Annotated in this window: 18 protein-coding genes; 8 read left to right on the top strand and 10 right to left on the bottom strand. The window is 74.1% G+C overall.

What is annotated here, in order from left to right:
• Positions 1 to 28: 28 nt before the first annotated feature.
• From CWOE_RS29080 to CWOE_RS31725, 8 genes are all read right to left on the bottom strand, one after another.
• Positions 29 to 730, bottom strand: coding sequence for a uracil-DNA glycosylase (locus CWOE_RS29080; RefSeq protein WP_012937243.1), 702 nt, complete (start codon positions 728 to 730; stop codon positions 29 to 31).
• On the bottom strand, positions 727 to 1,389 hold the full coding sequence (locus CWOE_RS29075; RefSeq protein ID WP_012937242.1) for a TetR/AcrR family transcriptional regulator: 663 nt from the start codon (positions 1,387 to 1,389) through the stop codon (positions 727 to 729). The genes CWOE_RS29080 and CWOE_RS29075 overlap by 4 nt, the downstream gene beginning before the upstream one ends.
• A gap of 72 nt (positions 1,390 to 1,461) precedes the next feature.
• Entirely contained in the window at positions 1,462 to 2,457 is a 996-nt protein-coding gene (rfbB, locus tag CWOE_RS29070; RefSeq protein ID WP_012937241.1) for a dTDP-glucose 4,6-dehydratase, read from the bottom strand.
• On the bottom strand, positions 2,454 to 3,326 hold the full coding sequence (gene rfbD / locus CWOE_RS29065; protein WP_012937240.1) for a dTDP-4-dehydrorhamnose reductase: 873 nt from the start codon (positions 3,324 to 3,326) through the stop codon (positions 2,454 to 2,456). Before rfbD ends, rfbB begins: the two co-directional genes overlap by 4 nt.
• Before the next feature lie 76 nt (positions 3,327 to 3,402).
• A complete protein-coding gene (locus CWOE_RS29060; RefSeq protein WP_012937239.1) occupies positions 3,403 to 4,479 on the bottom strand; it encodes a glucose-1-phosphate thymidylyltransferase in 1,077 nt (358 codons plus the stop codon).
• Positions 4,480 to 4,537: 58 nt separating this feature from the next.
• Positions 4,538 to 5,005 carry a pyridoxamine 5'-phosphate oxidase family protein gene (locus CWOE_RS29055; protein WP_012937238.1) on the bottom strand — a complete coding sequence of 156 codons (468 nt, stop codon included), beginning with the start codon at positions 5,003 to 5,005 and terminating at the stop codon, positions 4,538 to 4,540.
• Positions 5,006 to 5,027: 22 nt separating this feature from the next.
• Positions 5,028 to 7,091: a helix-turn-helix transcriptional regulator gene (locus CWOE_RS29050; RefSeq protein WP_012937237.1), complete on the bottom strand. Its 2,064-nt coding sequence runs from the start codon at positions 7,089 to 7,091 to the stop codon at positions 5,028 to 5,030.
• Between the two features lie 92 nt (positions 7,092 to 7,183).
• Positions 7,184 to 8,167: a 3'-5' exoribonuclease YhaM family protein gene (locus CWOE_RS31725; protein WP_012937236.1), complete on the bottom strand. Its 984-nt coding sequence runs from the start codon at positions 8,165 to 8,167 to the stop codon at positions 7,184 to 7,186.
• A gap of 53 nt (positions 8,168 to 8,220) precedes the next feature.
• Between CWOE_RS31725 and CWOE_RS29040 the strand changes: the two genes are divergently transcribed.
• Complete coding sequence (locus CWOE_RS29040) at positions 8,221 to 8,919, top strand: SDR family NAD(P)-dependent oxidoreductase (RefSeq protein WP_012937235.1); 699 nt, start codon at positions 8,221 to 8,223, stop codon at positions 8,917 to 8,919.
• Between the two features lie 58 nt (positions 8,920 to 8,977).
• Here CWOE_RS29040 and CWOE_RS29035 read toward each other — a convergent pair whose 3' ends face one another.
• Positions 8,978 to 11,902, bottom strand: a complete 2,925-nt coding sequence (locus CWOE_RS29035) for a helix-turn-helix transcriptional regulator (protein WP_012937234.1) — start codon at positions 11,900 to 11,902, stop codon at positions 8,978 to 8,980.
• A gap of 512 nt (positions 11,903 to 12,414) precedes the next feature.
• Here CWOE_RS29035 and CWOE_RS29030 point away from each other — a divergent pair.
• Entirely contained in the window at positions 12,415 to 13,353 is a 939-nt protein-coding gene (locus tag CWOE_RS29030; RefSeq protein ID WP_012937233.1) for an alpha/beta fold hydrolase, read from the top strand.
• A gap of 56 nt (positions 13,354 to 13,409) precedes the next feature.
• Positions 13,410 to 14,513 carry an alpha/beta fold hydrolase gene (locus tag CWOE_RS29025; RefSeq protein ID WP_148261400.1) on the top strand — a complete coding sequence of 368 codons (1,104 nt, stop codon included), beginning with the start codon at positions 13,410 to 13,412 and terminating at the stop codon, positions 14,511 to 14,513.
• Between the two features lie 28 nt (positions 14,514 to 14,541).
• Here the strand turns inward: CWOE_RS29025 and CWOE_RS31720 are convergent, their stop codons facing one another.
• Complete coding sequence (locus CWOE_RS31720; RefSeq protein ID WP_148261217.1) at positions 14,542 to 15,279, bottom strand: hypothetical protein; 738 nt, start codon at positions 15,277 to 15,279, stop codon at positions 14,542 to 14,544.
• A 59-nt stretch (positions 15,280 to 15,338) separates the two neighbouring features.
• On the opposite strand from CWOE_RS31720, the gene CWOE_RS29015 reads away from it, so the two are divergent.
• The 5 genes from CWOE_RS29015 (at position 15,339) to CWOE_RS28995 (ending at position 20,112) form a co-directional block, all read left to right on the top strand.
• Positions 15,339 to 15,962 (top strand): hypothetical protein, encoded by a 624-nt coding sequence (locus tag CWOE_RS29015; protein ID WP_012937230.1) that lies wholly within the window; start codon positions 15,339 to 15,341, stop codon positions 15,960 to 15,962.
• A gap of 73 nt (positions 15,963 to 16,035) precedes the next feature.
• The gene (locus CWOE_RS29010; protein WP_012937229.1) at positions 16,036 to 16,740 is read left to right on the top strand and encodes a hypothetical protein; all 705 of its coding nucleotides are present in this window, start codon (positions 16,036 to 16,038) and stop codon (positions 16,738 to 16,740) included.
• Positions 16,737 to 18,470, top strand: coding sequence for a copper resistance CopC/CopD family protein (locus CWOE_RS33725; protein WP_012937228.1), 1,734 nt, complete (start codon positions 16,737 to 16,739; stop codon positions 18,468 to 18,470). Before CWOE_RS29010 ends, CWOE_RS33725 begins: the two co-directional genes overlap by 4 nt.
• Positions 18,467 to 19,318: a cytochrome c oxidase assembly protein gene (locus CWOE_RS29000; RefSeq protein ID WP_012937227.1), complete on the top strand. Its 852-nt coding sequence runs from the start codon at positions 18,467 to 18,469 to the stop codon at positions 19,316 to 19,318. Before CWOE_RS33725 ends, CWOE_RS29000 begins: the two co-directional genes overlap by 4 nt.
• Entirely contained in the window at positions 19,315 to 20,112 is a 798-nt protein-coding gene (locus CWOE_RS28995; RefSeq protein WP_012937226.1) for a YcnI family protein, read from the top strand. The genes CWOE_RS29000 and CWOE_RS28995 overlap by 4 nt, the downstream gene beginning before the upstream one ends.
• Positions 20,113 to 20,114 lie beyond the last annotated feature (2 nt).

Genomic DNA, 20,114 nt, shown 5'->3' with positions numbered 1-20,114 from the left:
GAACGCGATCACGGCTGCGGCACGCTCGCTACGGCGCGCCCATCCCCGCCAGCTCGCGCGCCCGCAGCAGCACGTCGTCGGTCATCGGCTCGGTCAGCCGGCCGGTGAACGTGTTCTGCTGACTCGGGTGGTAGCAGCCGATCAGCGCCCAGCGCGCGCCCGGCAGTTCGGCGCCGTGGCCGAATCTCGGCTTCGGCCGCGGCGCCGGGTCGCCGAGCGCCGCGCGGAGGCGCAGCGCCGCGTCCCACGCGAAGCCGCCGAGGCAGAGGATCGCGCGCACCTCGCGCAGCAGCTCCAGTTCGCGCACGAGGTAGGGGAAGCACGTGTCGCGCTCGGCCGGCAGCGGCTTGTTCGCAGGCGGCGCACAGCGGACGGCCGCCGTCACGTAGGCGCCATGCAGCTCGAGACCGTCGTCGCGCGAGACGGAGGTCGGCTGGTTCGCCATGCCGCAGCGCCACAGCGCGGCGTACAGCCAGTCGCCGGAGCGGTCGCCGGTGAAGACGCGGCCGGTGCGGTTGGCGCCGTGCGCGGCCGGCGCGAGGCCGAGCACGAGCAGGCGTGCGTCCGGGTCGCCAAAGCCCGGCGCGGGGCGACCCCAATACTCCTGGTCGGCGAACGCCGCCCGCTTCTCGGTCGCGACCTGCTCGCGCCAGGAGACGAGCCGCGGGCATCTGCGGCAGTCGACGACCTCCGCGGTCAGAGCGGCAAGCCCGGCGCGGTCGCCGCTCACGCGGGCGGGGTGCGCTGCCCGAGCAGGCCGACCGCGAAGCGCTCGATCACCGGCTGCAGGTCGAGCGGGTGCGCGGGCTGGCCGAGGCGGATCTGCCGCGACGCCAGCTCGGCGATCGCGCCGATGACGGCGAACGCGTCGTCGGGCGAGGCGAAGCGGGGGAAGTCGTGCGTCTGCGCCATCCGCTCGTTCTCGTTGTCGAGCACGTTCGCGAAGCGCGCGACGATCTCATCGCGCCGCTGTGCCGCCGCGGGGCCGGCGCCGATGATCTCGACCAGCAGCGTCTGCGACTCGTTCGGGAACTCGACCAGCGCGACGAGGAAGGCGCGCATCCCCTCGCGCATCCGCGCGAGCGGCTCGTCGCCGGCGGCGGTCGCGGCCTTCACGATCCGCGTCAGCAGGACGTCGTAGGCATGGTCGAAGAGCGCGAGGATGCACTCCTCCTTGTTGGCGAAGTGCTCGTAGAACGTCGCCTTCGACATGCCGGCTGCGCGGCTGATCGACTCGGCGCTGGCGTCGGCGTAGCCGGTCTCGCAGAAGACGGCCGCCGCGGCCTCGAAGAGCCGCTCGCGCTGCAGCCCGAGGCGAACCTCCAGCGGGGGCGCGTGCCGGCCGCGCGGGACCGCGGTGCGGGGAGTGGTGCGGTCGGAACTGGCCATCGAGTCGACCGCAGTCTAACTCCGCCGGCAAAAGCTGGGGTGTGCGGCTGGAATGTCCGATCTGCGGCGGAGCTAGGCGCCGAGCGCGCGGCCGTACTGGCGCTCGTAGTACTCGCGATAGTCGCCGGAGCGGATCGGCTCCCACCACGACGTGTTCTCGCGGTACCACTCGACCGTCTGCTCCAGCCCCTCCGCGAAGTGCACCTGCGCCTCCCAGCCGAGCGCCCGCAGCTTCTCGGACGCGAGCGAGTAGCGGCGGTCGTGACCGGGCCGGTCGGTGACGTACTCGATCAGCGACTCGTCGTTGCCGGTCGCCGCGACGATCCGCTTGACGACCTCGATGTTCGGGCACTCGTCCGGGCCGCCGACGTTGTACACCTCGCCCGGGTTGCCGTGTTCGAGCACGTGGCCGATGCCGCGGCCGAAGTCGGTCACGTAGAGCCAGTTGCGCACCTGCATCCCGTCGCCGTAGACCGGCAGCTTGTCCCCGTGCAGCGCGTTGAGCACCATCAGCGGGATCAGCTTCTCGGGGTACTGGTACGGCCCGTAGTTGTTCGAACCGCGGCAGATCACCGTCTCGAGCCCGTACGTGTGGAAGTAGCTCGTCACGAGCAGGTCCGCGCCGGTCTTCGTCGCGCTGTACGGGGAGGACGGCTGCAGCGGCGACTCCTCGGTGAAGGAGCCTTCCTCGATCGAGCCGTAGACCTCGTCGGTCGAGATCTGGACGTAGCGGACGCCGGCCGCGCGCGCGGCCTCCAGCAGCACGTACGTGCCCTGGCCGTTGGTGACGACGAAGGCGTCCGGCTCGGCGATCGAGCGGTCGACGTGCGTCTCGGCGGCGAAGTTGACGACCGCGTCGACGCCGGCGATCGCATCCGCGACGGCGGCCGGATCCTCGATCGCGCCGTGCACGAAGCGGATGTCGTCGAGCACGTCGTGGAGGTTCTCTCGGCGTCCCGCGTACGTCAGCTTGTCGAGCACCACGACGTCGTCGCCGTGCTCCTTCACACGGATCCGGACGAAGTTGGAGCCGATGAAGCCGGCTCCACCGCAGACGAGCAGCTTCATGCGTGCAGGACCTTTCGAGCGTCGAGGAAGCGGGTCAGGCCGTCCTGCCACGGCGGCAGGAGCGGCGTATCGGCGCGCTCGGTCGTGAGCGCGCTGAAGGGAGGTCGGGGCGCGGGCCGCGGCATCTCCGCCGTCGTGCACGGCAGCACGCGGCAGTCGACGCCGGCCTGCCGGAAGATCTCGCTCGCGAATGCGTTCCAGGAGACCGGCTCGCCGCCGCCCGCGACGTGGAAGACGCCCTGCGCCTCGCGCGCTGCGCCGACCGCCAGCGCGACGAGCGCCTCGGCGAGGTCGGCGGTCGCGGTCGGGCAGCCGACCTGGTCCTCGACGACGGTGACCTCGTCGCGCTCCGCGCCGAGCCGCAGCATCGTCGCGGCGAAGTTCGCGCCGCTGACGCCGAACAGCCACGAGCTGCGGACGATCGCGTGCGAGCCGTCGGCGGCCGCGACCGCCTGCTCGCCTGCGAGCTTCGTGCGGCCGTAGACGCTCTGCGGGTTCGTCGCGTCGGACTCGACGTACGGCGCGGCACCGGCCGCGCGCTGCCCGTCGAAGACGTAGTCGGTCGAGACGTGCACGAGTCGCGCCCCCGCGCTCGTGGCGGCGCGTGCGAGGTGGCCGGCGGCGTCCGCGTTGACGGCGTGCGCACCTTCGGGCGCGTCCTCGGCGCCGTCGACGTTCGTCCACGCGGCGCAGTTGACGACGGCGTCGGGCGCTGCCGCGGTGACCACTGCGGCGACCGCGGCCCCGTCGGTCACGTCGAGGTCGGCGCGCGCGAGCGCGGTCACGTCATGCCCGGCGGCGCGCGCCGCGCGCGCGACGTCCTGCCCGAGCATGCCGGCTGCACCCGTTACGAGCAGCTTGCCGCTCACAGGATCACCGCCTGCGGGAGAACGAGCCTCGAGGCGAGTTCTCCCAGTGGAAGCCAAGGCCTCCGGCCGCAGGCTTTCACAGGATCCCGATCTCCGAGTTGTCGCCGACCATGAAGCGGAACGCGCGCGGCTGGCTCGTGTCGCGGCGGATCTTCACGTTGCGGCCGAGCAGCGAGGACTCCATCCGCCCGTCGAGGTTGCGGACGGACGAGCCGGCGAGCAGGATCGAATGCTCGACTTCGGCGTTCTGCACCTCGCAGCCGGCGCCGATCGCCGTGTACGGGCCGACGTAACAGTCGGTCAGCCTCGCGTTCGCCGCGATCACGGCGGGACCGCGCACGGTCGCGCGGATCAGCGTCGCGCCGGCCTCCACGACGACGCGGCCGTCGACCGTCGAGTCGATCAGCTCGCCGTCGACCTGCGGCTCGATCGCGTCGAGGATCAGGCGGTTCGCCTCCAGCATGTCGTCGAGGCGGCCGGTGTCCTTCCACCAGCCGCGCACGACGTGCGGCTCGACGCGCAGCCCGCCGTCGACGAGGTGCTGGATCGCGTCGGTGATCTCCAGCTCGCCGCGTCTGGACGGCTCGATCGCGCGCGCGGCGTCGTGGATGCCGGCAGTGAACATGTAGACGCCGACGAGCGCGAGGTCGGTCGCGGGCTCCGGCGGCTTCTCGACCAGGCGGGTGACCGTCCCGTCGCCGTTCAGCTCGGCGACGCCGTAGTTCTCCGGGTCCTCGACGGGCGTCAGCAGGATCAGCGCGTCGGGCTCGCTGCTACGGAAGGCGTCGACCAGCTCCTGGATGCCGCCCTGCAGCAGGTTGTCGCCGAGATACATCACGAACGGGGCGTCCTGCAGGAACGGCTCGGCGGTCAGGACCGCGTGCGCGAGCCCGAGCGGCTCGTCCTGGAGGATGTACGTGATCTCGACGCCGAAGCGCGAGCCGTCGCCCGCGATCTCGCGGATCTCCGCGCCGGTCTCCGGCGCGATGATGATGCCGATCTCGCGGATGCCCGCGGCGGCCATCGCCTCGATGCCGTAGAAGAGCACGGGCTTGTTCGCGACCGGCACGAGCTGCTTGGCGCTCGTGTGGGTGATCGGCCGCAGCCGGGTGCCCTTGCCCCCGGACAGGATGAGTCCTCGCAGATCCTTCATCTCAGGGCAGCGTAACGGCGGCGGGCGCCCGATGTTCCGCGGAAGGGTGCGCCGGCGGTCAGTAGACCCCGCCGAGCTTGCGGTGATCCCACGTCACCGGCGGCTCGGTGGCGACGAACTGCAGCGCGACCCGCTTGGGCGCCTGCGCGCGCACCATCTGCTCGACCTCCGGGGCGGCGTCGCCGCCTCCGCCGTAGCGGGCGAACAGCTCCAGCCCGAAGGCCGTGACGACGTCGGCGTCGCGGTGCAGGCGGACGTTCGCCTTGACCATCACGCCGCGCAGCTGGTCGTAGGCCGTGCCGTCCTCGACCTGGAGCGTGACGCGATCGTCGCGCTCCAGGTTCTTGACCTTCTGTGATCTCGCGTACGTCCACGACCACAGCTCGCCGTCGCGCACCGTGTACCAGAGCGGCATCAGGTGCGGCCAGCCGTCGGGGCCGTTGGTCGCGACGACCACCGTGCGCTGCTCGTCGAGGAAGTCGGCGAGCTCGTGCTCGCCCATGCGGATCAGATCGCGGCGGCTCATGGCCGGCGATCCTACGGCGCGTTCAGACGCGGACGAGCCGGTTCGCAGCGACGCGCACGGCCGTGCGCGCGTCGTCGGGCTCCAGCACGGCGGCGTCGCCCGCTTCCTTGAGGACCTCGCGCACGAGCCAGTCGAGGCCGGCGAAGCTCAGCTCGACGACGACCGCGCCGTCGGCCAGCTCCTCGACGACGGAGCGCTCCTCGCGCGCCCAGCGGGCGCGCTCCGGAGAGATCCACACACGCGCTCGCCTCGACGCCTCGACCTCGCCGGTGCGCGGCCAGCCCTCGACATCGCGCGACGGGTCGACCTCGGCACGCGGCGTGAATCTCGTCTGCTCGATCGCGGCGCGCTTGACGCGGTCGAGGCGGAAGTGCCGCACGCCGCCTCTGGCCGGGTCGTAGGCGGCGACGTACCAGCCCTCGCGCCCGTTCATCAGCGCATACGGCTCGACCGTGCGCTCGGAGAAGACGTCCTCGTTCTCCTTGTAGTACTCGATCGTCAGCAGGCGGTTGCTGACGATCGCGGTCGACACGCTGCGGGCGATGTCGGCGTCGCCGCCGCCGCCGGTGACGATCTGCAGCCCCTCACGGATCGGGTCGTGACCGAGCGCGTCGACGACCTTTCTGCGCACCGACGTGAGCGAGTCCTCCGGGATGTGCTCGCCGATCAGGTCGATCGCGGCGACGAGCGCCTTCGCCTCGACCGGCAGCAGCCGTGCCGGGCGCGCGAACGAGTCGCCGTACGCCTCCGGGTCGGCCTCGATCATGCCGTCCTCCTGCACCTCGGCGTACAGCACGTAGGAGCCCGCGCCGAAGTTGACGACGTTCAGCACGCCGATGTCCTCCTGCAGCTCCTGCTCGCTGATCTGCAGCCGCTCGCAGACCTCGGCGGCCGGGATCCGCTCGCCGGCGCGGCCGGCGGTGATCAGGATCGAGGCGAGCGTGACGAGCCGCGCGAACCGCTCCGGGCGGATCGCGGCGGCGTCGCGGCGGCCGTTGCCGTTGCCGTTCTGCTCGACGACGCGCTCCTCCGGCGCGATCGGCGGCGCCAGCTCGGGGCCGTCGGCGTGGCGCTCGATCAGCAGCGCCAGTCGCGCGTCGAGCTCGTCGACCAGCTCCGTGGGCGTCAGCAGGCGCGCGTGCTCGCCGAGCCCGAGCACCCACGCGACGAGCTGCCGCGCGTCGGCGTAGTCGGTCACGAAGACGCGGTCGCCGTCGTCGCCCTCCGCGGCGTCGGCCGCGCGGAACGTCCCGTAGCGGCCGAAGTGGCGCTCGACCTGCCACGCGATCCGCCCCGCGATCAGCACCTCCGCGGTGCCGATCGGCTCGCCGAACTGCCACGGGATGCGGTTCGCGTAGTCGCGTGGGTCGAACTCCTCGGGGCGCTGGAAGTCGTGCTCGGCCTTCGACGCGTACGCGACCTTGCCGCGGATCCGCGAGAGGCGGAAGACGCGGATCGCGTCGCGCTCGTGCGCGCGGCCGAGGAGGTAGAACTGGCCGCCCTCGAACAGCAGCTGGTACGGGTCGACCCTGCGCGTGCCGAGGTCGTCGCGCTGCATCGTGTAGTAGTCGAAGACGATCGTCTTGCGGCGGAAGATCGCCGTCTCGATCTTCGCCAGTCGCTGCGACAGGTCATGGCCGCCGGCGGAGGCGGTGATGCCGAGCGCGATCGAGCGCTGCTCGGGCGCGTTGAGCGGGCTCGGCCGGCCCCACGAGATCTGCTGCAGCGCCAGGCGCAGCGGCTCGGCGTAGGCGAACTCGCCGTCGAGCAGGCTCAGCGCGGTCGACAGCCCGGCGAGCTCGTCGTTGCTGAACTCGATCGCGGGGAGGTGGAAGTTCTCCGGCGGGAGCGAGTAGTTCTCCTGCTCCGCGAGGCCCTCGACGGGCTTGTCGACCGACAGCTGGATCCCGAGCGCCTCGAGCTCGGAGCGGTCGGCGTAGAAGCGGCGCGCGAACGCGTCCTCGTTCATCGCGCTGTAGCCCTCGACGTCGCGACGGATCTCGGGTGCTGTGACGGGCCGCCGCTCCGCCATCAGGTAGCTGATGAGCGAGAGCTGGCGGATCAGCTTCTCAGTGTCCTTCGCCATGTGGTCGCGACACTGTAGTCAGCGGGGCTTTGCTCCCTTTCGGTGTGGCGCCGCAACGCCCGCTATTTGCGGACTTTAGTCGGCTGTGGGCGTCACGCTGCCAGCTCGCTGTCAGCAGGCGCGGGCGACCCGGCGGCGTCGGGGAAGTACGCCCCCGCGCCAAGTGCCTTGTCCCAAGAGGACCAGGTCGCGCCCGGCGGCAGCTCGCGTTCGATCCGGTCGAAGCTGCCGAGCCGCCCGCCGAGGTTGTCGATCATGTGCACGAGCGTCGCCTCGCGCGTGCACGGGACGACGGGGCTGCCGTGCGCGAGCGAGCCGTGGTGGCTGAGGATGATGTGCAGGATCGCCTGCGCGAGCGGCGGCGGAAAGCCGTCGATCCGCTCGATCAGCTCCCGAACGGTGTGATAGCCGAGTGCGATCTCGCCCTGGAGGCGGCCGGCGTCGGTCAGCTCGATCGGCTCCTCGCTCGTGTATGCGTCGAGTTTGCCGACGTCGTGCAGCAGCGCGCCGGTCACCGCGACGTCGCGGTCGATGCCGGGGAACGTCGCCGCCATCGCGCTGACGCCCTGCGCGACGGTCAGCGAATGCTCCAGCAGCCCGTGCCGATACGCCTGGTGGTAGTACTTCGCCGCCGGTGCCGCGCGGAAGCGCTCCCAGCTCGCCGTCTGCGCACCGAAGACGCCATCCAGCAGCGTGCGCAGGTGCTCGTCGCGGATCGTCGCCAGCAGGGCGCGCAGATCGGCCTCCATCTGTTCGGGCGAGCGTGGCGGTCCGGCGGTCAGATCCAGCCGGTTGAACTCGTGTGGCGCGGCCTCGCGCCACGCTTCCAGCGCCAGCTGCGGCCCATAGCGCTCGTCGACCTCGTAGCGGGCGCGGACCCAGACGACCGCTCCGCCTCTCAGCAGCGTCCGGTCCTGCTCGCCCGGCTCGCGCACGACGGCCGTGATCGAGCCGCTGCGATCGCCGAGCCGCAGGCGCAGCAGCGCGCGGCCGTCGCGCGCGGTGCGCGGTTCAGCCGCGCGCACCAGCAGCGCCTGCTCGAACTCCTGGCCGTCGCTCAGCTCACGCACCTGCATCGTCGCGACGATAGAGCCGGATGCGGACGGCCCGGAGCGCTAGCGTTGTCGTCATGTCACGCACGCGCACCGCACTCGTCACAGGCGGCACCGGCGGTCTCGGAGCCGCCGTCGCCGGCAGGTTCCTCGACGACGGCTGGCGCGTCGTCGTGCCATGGGTCGCCGAGCGGGAGCTGGCGCGCGTCGAGCGGCGCGACGGGCTCGTGCTGGTCGAGGCAGACCTGTTCGACGCCGGCGCCGTCGCAGGTGTCGTCGCGCAGGCGGCGGGCGACGACGCCGCTCCGCTGAAGGGCGTCGTCAACCTCGTCGGCGGCTTCGCGATGGGCGCGAAGGTCGCCGACGCGCCGATCGAGGAGTTCGAGGCGCAGCTGCGGCTCAACCTGCGGCCGACCTACCTCGTCACGCAGGCGGCGCTGCCCCACCTCGTCGCCGCCGGCGGCGGCGCGGTCGTCTGCGTCGGCAGCCGCGCCGCGCTGCAGCCGTTCTCCGGCGCGGCCGGCTACGTCACCGCGAAGGCGGCCGTGATCGCGTTCGCGCAGGCGGTCGCGGTCGAGTACAAGGACGACCTGGTGCGCTGCAACGCGATCCTGCCGAGCGTGATCGACACGCCCGCGAACCGCGCCTCGATGCCGAGAGCCGACCACGCGAAGTGGGTCGCGCCGGCGCAGATCGCCGGCGTGATCGCCCACCTCTGCTCCGACGACGGCGCCGTCACCAGCGGCGCGGCGATCCCCGTCTACGGGCGCGCGTAGGCACGGCCGCCGCGGCCGGCGGCCCGCGCGGCTCGCCGCGGCGGCACGGCCCGCGCCGCTACGCCGGCTCCGCGCCGGCGAGCGCCGCGGCCAGCTGGCCGCGCGAGCGGATCCGCAGCTTCAGGTACGCGTTGCGGAGGTGGAACTCGACCGTCTTGGTCGAGACGAACAGCGCCTGCGCGATCTCGCGGTTGGTCAGTCCGTTCGCGGCCAGCTCGCTGACGCGCCGCTCGCTCGGCGTCAGCGCGTGGACGCCGCTGAGCGCCGGTCGGCGCGGCCGTGCGCCGGCCGCGACCAGCTCCGCGCGCGCCTGCGCGGCGAGACCCGCCGCGCCGCAGCGGTACGCCGCGTCGAGCCCGAGCCGCAGCGTCTCGCGCGCGGCCGTCTGCTGGCGGGCGCGGCGGCGCGCGGCGCCGAGGTCGACGAGCGAGCGCGCCGACTCCAGCGCGGCCGGCGACTGCTCGAGCACGTCGACCGACTCCTCCAGCAGCGCGATCCCCGGCGTGCCGCCGGCGACCAGGCCGGCCGCGCGCAGCGCCGTGCCGAGCGCCCGCGCGGAGCCGAACGCGCGGGCGCGCCGCAGCTCCTCGTGCGCGAGCTCGTGCGCCTGCTCGGCGCGGTTGAGCTTGAGCGCCGCGATCGCTGCTTCCGAGCGCCACGGCACGATCGCCGGGTTCGGCGCCGGGATCGCGGCCTGTCGCCGGCCGCATTCGAGCAGGTCCTCCAGCGCCGCGGCCGGGTCGCCGGCGGCGAGCGCGAGGCGGCCGCGCGCCCACAGCATCCAGTTGTAGGTGAACTGCTCGGGAAGGTCGTCCTCGGGCGGGTGGGCGAGCAGCCGCGCAGCCGCGTCGGGCTCGCCGCGGTCGAGGTGGGCGAGCGCCGTGTAGCCGAGCGCGAACGGTCGCACGACCATCATCACCGGCAGCAGCTCGCGTCCGCCCTCGAGGTCGCCGAGCGCGCCGACGAGGTCGCCGCGCTGGTAGCGAGCCGCCCCGCGCAACGTCGACATCGCGGCGAAGCCGACGACCGAGCCGCGCGTGCGCGCGTCGTCGAGCCCCGCCGTGGCGGTCAGCTCGACGTCGTCGAGCCAGCCGGCGAAGAAGAGCGCGGCGACGGCGGCGACGTAGGCGGTGCCGTCTGCGGTCACCTCCCGCAGCATCTGCTCGCCGCCGAGCGCGCGGTGGGTCAGCGTCCGCACCTCCTCGGCGGTCGAGGTGCCGAGCATCGCGTGCTCGGTCGCGCGTTGCGCGAGCAGCTCGCGCTGCGCCGGCGTGGTCGCCTCGCTCGACCCGGACAGCAGGTCCTTGAAGCGCGTCAGCGCCGCCTCGCGTCTGCGGAAGTCGAGCCGGGCGGCGCTCAGGTAGCCCGCGGTCAGCTCCTCCTCCAGCACAGGGTCGGCGCCGTCGAGCACGCGCAGGCCCTCGTCGAAGGCGGCCGCGGCGCCGTCGTTGTCGCCGGCCGCGTAGAGCGCCTGGCCGAGCTGCCCGAGCGCGCGGGCGCGCGCCTCCGGCTGCTCCAGCAGCGCGACCGCCTCGCGCAGCCGGTCGGGTCCGGTCGGACGCCCGGCGAGCGCGTCGGCGCGGCCGAGGTCGATCAGCAGCTCGGCGCGCACGCCGCTCGGCGGCGCCTCGTCGAGCGCGCGCAGCAGCAGCCGCGCGGCGGTCGCGGGGGAGCCGCCGGCGAGCGCGCGGCGGCCGGCAGCGTGGAGGCAGTCGACGATCCACGCCTCCCCGGTCGGCAGCGTGTGCAGCAGGTGCGCGGCGGCGCGGTCGACGCCGTTCTCGCCGTCGCGGCGCAGCAGCTGCGCGGCGTCGAGGTGCAGCTGCGCGCGCTCGGCGCCGGGGATCCCGAGATAGACCGCCTGGCGGACGATCGGGTGCACGAAGCCGAGGTCGCCGGCGGGCCGCAGCACGTCGGCGGCGGCGAGCTGATCCGCGGCGGCGCGCGCCTGCGGAGGGCTGATGCCGGCGAGCGCGGCCGCCTGCGTCAGCGGCGCGGCGTCGCCGAGCACGGCGACGGCGCGCGCGAGCGGCGCCGCTCCCGGCGCCAGCCGCTCGAGCCGGCCGGCGGTCGCCCGCGCGATCGTCGTCGGCCCGAGGCCGGCGACCGCCTCGGCGTTGGCGGCGGTCGGCTCGATCGCCGAGCTGGACAGCTCCGCCAGCAGCTCGCGCGCGAAGAAGGGGTTGCCGCCGGTCACGCGCCAGCAGGCGTCGCAGAAGGCGTCGTCGGCGGCGGGCAGCGCGGCGCGCACGATCGTGGCGATCGCCGCTCGGCTGAGCGGGACCAGTTGCAGCCGCCGCACGAGCGGATGCGTCGCCAGCGCCGCCAGCGCGTCGCCGCTGTCGTCGTCGGTCGGACGCGGGCGCGCGGTCACGACGATCAGCAGCGGCAGGTCCTCGCTGCGCTGCGCGGTGTAGAGCAGCGCGCGCATCGAGGCGTCGTCGGCGGTGTGCGCGTCGTCGACGGCGATCAGCAGCGGGCGGTGCTCGGCGATGTTCGCCGCGATCCAGTGGAGCCCGTGCAGCAGCGGGAACTCGGGCGGGCCGGAGGCCTCCTGCATCCGCACGCGGCCTGACAGCGCGGGCTCGGCGTGGGCGGCGGCGCCGGCCAGCACCCGCCGCCGCTCGCGCGGCGAGACCGATGACAGGTACGGCTCGTACAGCTGCAGCGCGACGCCGAACGGGTACTGCCGCTCCAGCTCGCCTCCGCGCGCCCGCAGCACCACCATCCCCTGCTGCTGCGCCGCGCGCGTGGCGAGCGTCATCAGGTGCGTCTTTCCGAGCCCGGCGGCGCCTTCGAGGAAGAGGATGCGGCCGTCGTTCGCGCAGGCGGCGTCGATCGCTTCGCGCACCGCCTCGATCTCGGCATCGCGCTCCAGCGGGTCGTCGTCGAGCGCGTGGACGCCCGCGCGCCGCCGTGGCGCGGGTGTGGGTGGGGTGGGTGGGCCCTCGTCGACCCCCCCGCGGGCCTCATTCGAGCTCACATACCGAACCCTATACGGCTCACAGGTGCGTCGATCGACGGGCTCCCGGCAGATCGCAGGAATACCCAGGGTTTGCGAGCTAAAAGTCTAGGGTCATACGCCTGGTGCGTCGCTCGGGCCACGTGCGTACGTTCTCATCAGCAGGGGGCATGAGACGAAGACGGCATGGACGTTCGGCGCGGACCTACCTACCAAGTCGGTCGACCCGTCAGCGATCCGGGTCCGGCGCTTGGGTTCGCGCAACGTCTTCGGAGCACGCCTTCCGTGCGCAACCGCCGGCCGCGGCGACACCCCCTCGACCCGTAGGCCGGCAGCAGGGGGAAGGGGGCCCGTTCGAACGGGCCCCCTTTCGCCCACACGCAGCACCGGACACGCGGGAGCCACGGCGGCGCGTCGCAGCGGGGCGGCGATGCGCCGCCCGTCCGGCGAAGCTGGCGCATCTGCGCGCGGAGACCGTGACGTTTGCTACAAACGTGGAGGAGAGATCGTCCACGGGGGTGGAGGAGAACGTCATGGAGCCTCTGTTCGAGCACCGCATGCAGTTCGCCGGCGTCGAGACGCGCGTGCTCGAGCTGGAGGGCGGCGGCGAGCCGATCGTGCTCTTCCACGGCTGGTCGGACAGCGCCGACACCTGGCGCCACGTGCTCGACCTGCTGGCGCGCCGCGGCCGCCGCGCGATCGCGGTCGACCTGCCCGGCTTCGGCCGCGCCGATCGCGCAGGCGACGGGCCGCTGCTGCCGCAGCTCGACGCGTTCGGGGCCGAGGCGCTCGCGTACGCGACGGCCGACATCGGCCGCGCCCGGCGTACGGGCGGCGGTCGCACCGGCGCCGGCGCCAGACGCGCGCTCACCAGACGCGGCGGCCGTCGCGCGGTCGTCGTCGGCAACTCGCTCGGCGGCTGTCTCGCGCTGCGGCTCGCCGAACGCGGCGCGGTCCGCGGCGCCGGCGTCTCGCGCGTGGTCGCGCTCGCGCCCGCCGGCCTCGACATGGCCGGTTGGTTCCGCCTCGTCGAGCGCGACCCCGTGCTGCGCTCGCTGCTCGCGCTCCCCGTCCCGCTCCCGGGCCGTGCCGTCGAGGAGGTCGTCGGGCGCGTCTACCGCGCGCTCGCGTTCGCGCACGCCGAGCAGATCGAGCCCGGCGTCGTGCGGGCGTTCGCCCGCCACCATCGCGACCGCGCCGCCGTCGCGCGGCTGCTCGCGTCCGGCCGGCGGCTGCTGCCGGAGCTGCGGGACCCATTCGACCTCGCGGCGATCGACTGCCCGGTGCTGCTGATCTGGGGCGACCGCGATCGGATGGTCTACTCCAGCGGCGCCGCGCGTGTGCTCGACGAGGTCGCCGACGCGCGCCTGGAGCTGTTCGAGGACTGCGGCCACTGCCCGCAGATCGAGCGGCCCGACCGCGTCGTCGAGCTGCTGCTCGGCGACGGCCGGCAGGCCGCGCGCGCCGCCTAGACCACCTTGAGGGGCGGCCGCGGCCACGTGCGTGGCACACTTTCCGGGCGATGGACCTGATTCCCACGCCGGACCAGCTCGGCGCCGCCGCCGCGAACGTCTTCGACCGGCTCGTCAGAGGCGGTCTCGCGGACCTGCGTCCGCTGCCGTCCGCGATCGTCGACGAGGGCCCGCAGCGGACCGTGCGGCGCTACCTGCGCCCCGGCGAGGAGCGCGGCGCCGGCGCGCCGCGCTCGGCGCGGCCGCCGGTCCTGCTCGTGCCGCCGCTCGCCGCGCCGGCGACCTGCTTCGACCTGCGGCGCGGCTGCAGCGTCGCCGAGCACCTGCTCGCCGCCGGCCACCCGACCTATCTGCTCGACTACGGCGCGATCGCGTTCGGCGACCGCAACCTCGGGATCGAGCACTGGATCGACGACGTGATCCCGCGCGCGATCGACGCGGTGACCGCGGACGCGGGCTCCGAGCAGGTGCAGCTCGTCGGCTGGTGCCTCGGCGGGATCATGGCGCTGCTGGTTGCCGCCGACGCGCCGCAGCGCGTCCAGTCGGTCGCGCTCGTCGCGAGCCCGTTCGACACGAGCGCGGTGCCGCTCGTCGCGCCGCTGCGGCCGCTCGTGAACATCGCCGGCGGGTCGGTCGGGACGCTCGCGTACAAGGCGCTCGGCGGCGCGCCCGCGCCGCTCGTGCGCCGCGCCTACCAGCTCGCCGGGTTCGACAAGTACGTGATGAAGCCGTTCACGCTCGCGACCAACCTCGACGACCGCGACTTCCTCGCACAGGTCGAGGCGGTCGACCGCTTCATGGCGGGCATGCTGGCCTACCCCGGCCGCACCTTCGGCCAGATCTACCACCGGATGCTGCGCCGCAACGACCTCGCGGAGGGGCGCATCCGGCTCGGCGAGCGCACGATCGAGCTGTCCGGCGTGACCGCGCCGGTGCTGTCGATCGCGGGGGAGGGTGACGGGATCGCGCCGCAGGCGGCCGTGCACCGGGTCGCCGAGCTGCTCCCGAACGCGGCGCAGGTGAAGACCGCGACCGCCCCCGGCGGCCACCTCGGCGTGCTGACTGGCCGCGCCGCGCGCCGCACGACGTGGCGGATGCTCGACGACTTCCTCGCCGCGATCGACGGCAGATCGCGCAGGCACCTGCGCGCCGTGGCGTGACGGGCGCTCTCGGCGCGCGCCGCCCCGGCTACAGCCCGACGGGATGACGCACGGTGAAGCCGGCGCTGCTGCGCGGCTCGGCCTGCCAGCGGGAACCGGTCACGCGCAGCCCGCTGGTGTCGAAGCGCAGGCCGGCGACGTACATGAAGACGTGGCCGCCGTTGGCGTAGATCGTGATCCATCTGCCCGGCCCGGCCGCGCCCCAGTTGGCGAGGTCGCCGGAGACGAGCGGCCGGTCGAGCATGCCGGCGGCGGCGAACGCGAAGCTGATCGAGGCGGAGCAGTCGTACGCGGTGTCGATCCACGTCTGGTGGCCGCCGCCGTAGCGGTACGGCAGACGCGCGATCTGGTTGCCCGCCTGGATCACCGCCTGCACGACGTCGGGCGCGCCGAGCGGCGCGACCGCGAGCCCGTCCGAGGTCACGCTCGCTTGCTCGCCCGAGGGGATGCCGCTGCGCTCCAGCTCCGCGCGGATCTCCGCGTCGGTGCGCGGCTGCGGCAGCTCCGCGGCGTTCGTGACGCTGGCGTTCGCGTTCGGGTCGAAGTCGGCCGCGACGCCGGCGTCGGGGTCGACCGCGCGCGGGTTGCGCTTCAGCTTGTCGACCGCCTGCTCCTCGTAGGCGGGCGGCTGCCCGACGGTCGCCTGCGCGGGCGGCGGCTGCGCGCCCGTCGCGGTCTCGTCGGCGGATCCGCAGCCGCCGAGCACGGCGGCACCCGGTGCGGCAGCTGCGAGCAGAGCGGCGATGACGGGGATCCGCGGCCTCACCCACCCGAGTATGGCCGGTTGCCTCAAGCTGCGCTGAAGACGCGGTAACGTTGCGCGCCATGCTGGGCCCCTTCCACCGTTACCGCGGCATGGCGCTGCTTCCGCTGGCGGCGCTCGCGGTCCATCAGCTGCGCTACCTGCTCGCGTTCGGCGCGGGCGCCGAGCAGCGGCTGGCGGACGAGGGGCACTCCTACCTCGGCTCGATCGAGGCGGTCGCGATCGTGCTCTGCGCGGTCGCGCTCGGCGGCTTCCTGACGCACCTCGCGAGCGCCTGGTGCGGTCGCGCCGCCGCCGGCACGGACGCCGCGCCGTCGCCGCGCCGCGGGCTGCTGAAGCTGTGGGCCGTCGCGGCGCTCGTGCTGGCCGGGATCTACACCGGCCAGGAGCTGCTCGAAGGGTTCCTCGTCGCCGGCCACCCGCCGGGCGTCGAGGGCGTGCTGGGGCACGGCGGTTGGCTGATGGCGCCGCTCTCGCTCGCGATCGGCGGACTGCTCGCGCTGCTGCTGCGGGGCGCCCAGGCCGTGCTCGCGCTCGTGCGCCGCGCGGTCGCCGCGCGTCCGCGCCCGGCCGCCGAGCCGGCGCCGCGGTTGCGCCCGGCGCGCGTCCTGCTGCGCCGCGTCGACCCGCTCGCGGGCGCCGCGGCCGGTCGTGCGCCGCCCGTGCGCGCGCTCGTCCCGGCGTAGCCGCACGACAGCCCGAGGTCGGGTCGTCGCGCCGCTGCGCGCTTCGACCATCGATCTTCCATAGGAGCAACGCATGCCCCGCCTCGCAGCGGCGCTCGCGGCCGTGCTGGCGATCGTCGCCGCGCTGTCGGCGACCGCCACCGCGCATCAGGGCGACCCGCGCTACCGCTCGATCCTCAGGGGCGTCGATCCCGAGGCGAGCGGCGTGCGCGTCCAGGTCCTGAACTACGACGACCGCTTCGAGCTCGACAACCGCTCGGGCGAGACCGTGCTGATCTACGGCTACCAGAGAGAGCCGTATGCGCGGATCTCGGCCGACGGCACCGTCGAGGTCAACCGCAGATCGCCCGCGTACTTCCTCAACGACGAGCGCTACGCGAACGTGCCGGTCCCCGCCGCCGTGCGCAAGAACCCGCGCGCCGCGCCCGCGTGGGAGGTGCAGGACAGAACCGGCCGCTTCGAGTGGCACGACCATCGCATGCACTGGATGGTGAGAGGGATCGCCCCGCAGGTCAGAGACGAGGACGTCAGAACGAAGATCTTCGACTACAGGGTCCCGATCTCCGTCGGCGGCAGAGCAGCCGCGATCGGCGGGACGCTGTGGTGGGTCGGCGAGGAGGGCGGAAGCGGCTGGGCGGGCGGGGGAATGATTGCCGTCGTCGCGCTCGTCGCCGTCGCGCTGCTGGCCGTGCTGGCGGTCGTGATCGTTCGACGGCGGCGTGACGGCGGCGCGGGCGGTGCGGCCTCCGGCGCGGGCGGAGGGCGGGAGGCGTGGTGAAGCGCCTGCTGGGGCTCGTCCTGCTGCTCGGGCTGATCGCGCCCGCGCAGGCGGCCGCGCACGCGCAGCTGGAGGAGACCGTCCCCCAGCGCGGCGCCGTCCTCCGACAGCAGCCGGAGCAGGTCGTCTTCCGCTTCAGCGAGCCGGTCGAGGGCAACTTCGGCGCGGTGCGCGTCTTCGACGCCTCCGGTCGGCGCGTCGACGAGGGCGACGCCTTCCATCCCGGCGACCGTGGGAACGAGATCGCCGTGCACCTGCGCGACGGTCTCGCCGACGGCACGTACACGGCGACCTACCGGGTCGTCTCCGCCGACGCGCACGTGATCTCCAGCGGCGTCGTCTTCTCGATCGGGGAGGCGAGCGCGGCGGGCAAGACCGTCGCGGAGCTGCTCGGCGGGCAGGACACCGGACCGGTCACCGACGCCGTGTTCGGCGTCGCGCGCGGGCTTCAGTTCGCCGCGATCGCGATCGCGGTCGGGGCGCTCGCGTTCCTGCTGCTCGTCTGGCGCGGCGTGCTCGCGGCCGGCGTCGCCCCGGCGGCGGCCGCCACCGCGTTCGTCCGGCGCCACCGCCGGCTCGTCGCCGGCGCCGCGCTGCTCGGCGCGTTCAGCGCGGCGGCCGGGGTCGTGCTGCAGGGTGCCGAGGCGGCCGGCGTCACCGGCTTCGACGCGCTCAGACCGTCGATCGTGAAGGAGACGCTCGGCACCCGCTTCGGGACCGTCTGGGGGATCGGCGTCGTCGCATGGCTGGCGCTGGCGGCGCTTGCCGCGTTCGCGCTGCGCCCGCGCGCGGGCGTCGACCGGGAGCCGGCCGCGCCGTCGCCCGTGGCGCTGCTCGCGTTCGCGCCGCTCGCGGCCTTCCTGTTGCTGCTCCCCGCGCTCAGCGGGCACGCGTCGGTCCAGTCGCCGGTCTGGCTGCTGCTGCCCGCCAACGCGCTCCATGTCGCCGCGATGAGCGTGTGGGTGGGCGGCCTCGCGACGCTGCTGCTCGCGCTGCCGGCGGCGACGCGGGCGCTCCCGGAGCGCGGCGACCGCAGCCGCCTGCTGGCGGCGACGCTGCTGCGCTTCTCGCCGCTGGCGCTGTGCGCCGTGATCGCGATCGTGCTGAGCGGGACGGTCCAGGGCGTCGTCGAGGTGCGCACAGTCGCGCACCTGTTCGACACTGCCTTCGGCCGCGCGGTGCTCGTCAAGCTCGTGCTGCTGCTCGCGCTGATCGGGCTCGGCGCCGTGCAGCGCCGGCGCGTGCTGCCGCGGCTGCGCGTGGTCGCGGCAGCCGGCGCGGCGCCCGGCGGTGCGGGCCTGCTGCTGCGTCGCACCCTGCGCGGCGAGCTGCTGCTGATCGCGGGCGTGCTGGCCGCGACCGCGTTCCTGACGGCCTACGCGCCGTCGACAGCGGAGCGCTCCGGTCCGTTCGACCGCACGACGGAGCTGGGCCCGATCCAGCTCCAGCTGACGGTCGACCCGGCCGCGGTCGGCTCCAACGAGCTGCACGTCTACCTGTTGAACCCGAGAGACGGCAGCCAGTTCGACGGCGCCAGAGAGGTGACGATCGCCGCGACCGAGGAGGACGAGGGGATCGGGCCGCTCGACGCGCCCGCCGACAAGGCCGGACCCGGCCACTACGTCGCGAACGTCGCGCTTGGCGTTCCCGGCACCTGGACCGTGCGCGTCAGCGCACGCGTCTCGGACTTCGACGAATACACGACGCGGGTGGAGGTGCCCGTTCGATGAACGCTCCCAGCTGGACCGACTGGACCTTCGACCCGCTCGTCGTGGCGGCGATCGCGATCGCCGCGTGGTCGTACGCGGTCGCATACAGACGCGCGTGCCGCGTCGCGCCGAAGCCGCCGGGGGTCGGGCACTGGCTGCCCTACGCGGCGGGGCTCGGCGTGCTCGCGATCGCGCTGATGTCGCCGCTGGACGAGATCGGCGAGCAGTACCTGCTGTCCGCGCACATGCTCCAGCACGTCGCGATCGCCGACCTCGCGCCGGCGCTGCTGGTGCTCGGCCTGCGCGCGCCGATCCTGCCGCTCGGCCTGCCGAAGGCGGGGCTGCGCTGGATCGCGCCGGGCGGCAAGCTCGGTCGCTTCATCCACGTCGCGACGCGGCCGTGGGTCGCGCTGCCGGTGTGGGCGATCGCGACGTGGGTGTGGGCGCTGCCGGCCGTCTTCGACGCCGCCGCCGCGAGCCCGGCGCTGCACGCGCTCCAGCACGCGACGCTGTTCTACGCCGGCCTCGCCGTCTGGTGGCTGATCGTCGACCCGCTGCCGAGCGAGCGGCGCAAGCCGCACCCGATCCGGCTCGGCTACCTCGGCTTCACGCGGCTCGTCTCCGCCGCCGTCTGCCTGCCGCTGACGTGGCTGTCGACGACGCTCTACCCGCGCTACGTCGACGCGCCGCGGGCGTACGGCATCGACCCGCTGCGCGACCAGCAGATCGCGGGCGCGGCGATGTGCCTCGCCGAGTTCCTGATCTTCGGCATCGCGCTCGCCGTCGTCTTCATCGACCTGCTCGGCCGCGACGCGCGGCTCGCCGAGCGCACCGACGCCCTGCTCCCGCGCACGAGAGGAACGACATGAGACTCCGCTTCGCCCACACGGCGGCCCGCACAGCGGCGCTCGCCGTCGCCGCGTCCGCCGTCGCGGCGCTCGCATCGGCCGGCGTCGCGCAGGCACACGTCAGCGTCGTGCCGAAGACCGCCCCCGCCGGCTCCTTCACGGTGCTCGACGTGCGCGTCCCGAACGAGCGCGACGACGCCGCCACGGCGAAGGTCGACCTGAAGCTGCCGCCCGGCTTCACGTCCGTCTCGTTCGAGCCCGTCCCGGGCTGGGACGTCGACGTGATCCGCGAGCGGCTGAGCACCCCGATCGAGACCGAGAACGGGCCGATCTCCGAGCAGGTCTCGCGGATCGTCTGGAGCGGCGGGCGGATCCCGCCCGGCGCCTTCACCGACTTCCCGATCTCGGTGCAGATCCCGGAGAGAGTCGGCACGACGCTGACGTTCAAGGCGTTGCAGACGTACGTCGGCGGCGAGGTCGTGCGCTGGATCGGCGCGCCCGACGCCGAGCTGCCGGCCGCGCAGGTCGAGGTCGTCGCCCCGGCCGGTGCCGGCGAGGGCGCCGGCGCCGGCCACGGCGCGGAGGGCGACGGCGGCGGAGAGGCGGCGGGCGGCGAGGCGGCCGAGGGCGGCGCGTCGTCCGGCGGCGAGCGCGACGGCGCGGCAGCCGCGGGCGAGCGTGCGTCCGACGACGGCGCCAGCAAGGGCCTGGCGATCGCCGGCCTCGCCGCCGGGCTCGCGGGCCTGCTGCTCGGCGGCGCCGCGCTCGCGCTCTCGCTCCGCCGCAACCGCGGAGTGGGCACGCCGAGCGCATGACG

Source organism: Conexibacter woesei DSM 14684 (genome assembly GCF_000025265.1).
Lineage (GTDB): Bacteria > Actinomycetota > Thermoleophilia > Solirubrobacterales > Solirubrobacteraceae > Conexibacter > Conexibacter woesei.
Note: the sequence above shows the minus strand (reverse complement) of the source record. Positions and strands in the feature narration are given on the sequence as shown.

Excerpts from the sequence above, each read along its gene's own strand:
- CWOE_RS31725 (WP_012937236.1), bottom strand. The coding sequence starts at position 8,167 with ATGCAGGTGCGTGAGCTGAGCGACGGCCAGGAGTTCGAGCAGGCGCTG.
- CWOE_RS29055 (WP_012937238.1), bottom strand. The coding sequence starts at position 5,005 with ATGAGCCGCCGCGATCTGATCCGCATGGGCGAGCACGAGCTCGCCGAC.
- rfbB (WP_012937241.1), bottom strand. The coding sequence starts at position 2,457 with ATGAAGCTGCTCGTCTGCGGTGGAGCCGGCTTCATCGGCTCCAACTTC.
- CWOE_RS29075 (WP_012937242.1), bottom strand. The coding sequence starts at position 1,389 with ATGGCCAGTTCCGACCGCACCACTCCCCGCACCGCGGTCCCGCGCGGC.
- CWOE_RS29040 (WP_012937235.1), top strand. The coding sequence starts at position 8,221 with ATGTCACGCACGCGCACCGCACTCGTCACAGGCGGCACCGGCGGTCTC.
- CWOE_RS29060 (WP_012937239.1), bottom strand. The coding sequence starts at position 4,479 with ATGAAGGATCTGCGAGGACTCATCCTGTCCGGGGGCAAGGGCACCCGG.
- CWOE_RS29000 (WP_012937227.1), top strand. The coding sequence starts at position 18,467 with ATGAACGCTCCCAGCTGGACCGACTGGACCTTCGACCCGCTCGTCGTG.
- CWOE_RS29010 (WP_012937229.1), top strand. The coding sequence starts at position 16,036 with ATGCCCCGCCTCGCAGCGGCGCTCGCGGCCGTGCTGGCGATCGTCGCC.
- CWOE_RS29050 (WP_012937237.1), bottom strand. The coding sequence starts at position 7,091 with ATGGCGAAGGACACTGAGAAGCTGATCCGCCAGCTCTCGCTCATCAGC.
- CWOE_RS29015 (WP_012937230.1), top strand. The coding sequence starts at position 15,339 with ATGCTGGGCCCCTTCCACCGTTACCGCGGCATGGCGCTGCTTCCGCTG.
- CWOE_RS29030 (WP_012937233.1), top strand. The coding sequence starts at position 12,415 with ATGGAGCCTCTGTTCGAGCACCGCATGCAGTTCGCCGGCGTCGAGACG.
- CWOE_RS28995 (WP_012937226.1), top strand. The coding sequence starts at position 19,315 with ATGAGACTCCGCTTCGCCCACACGGCGGCCCGCACAGCGGCGCTCGCC.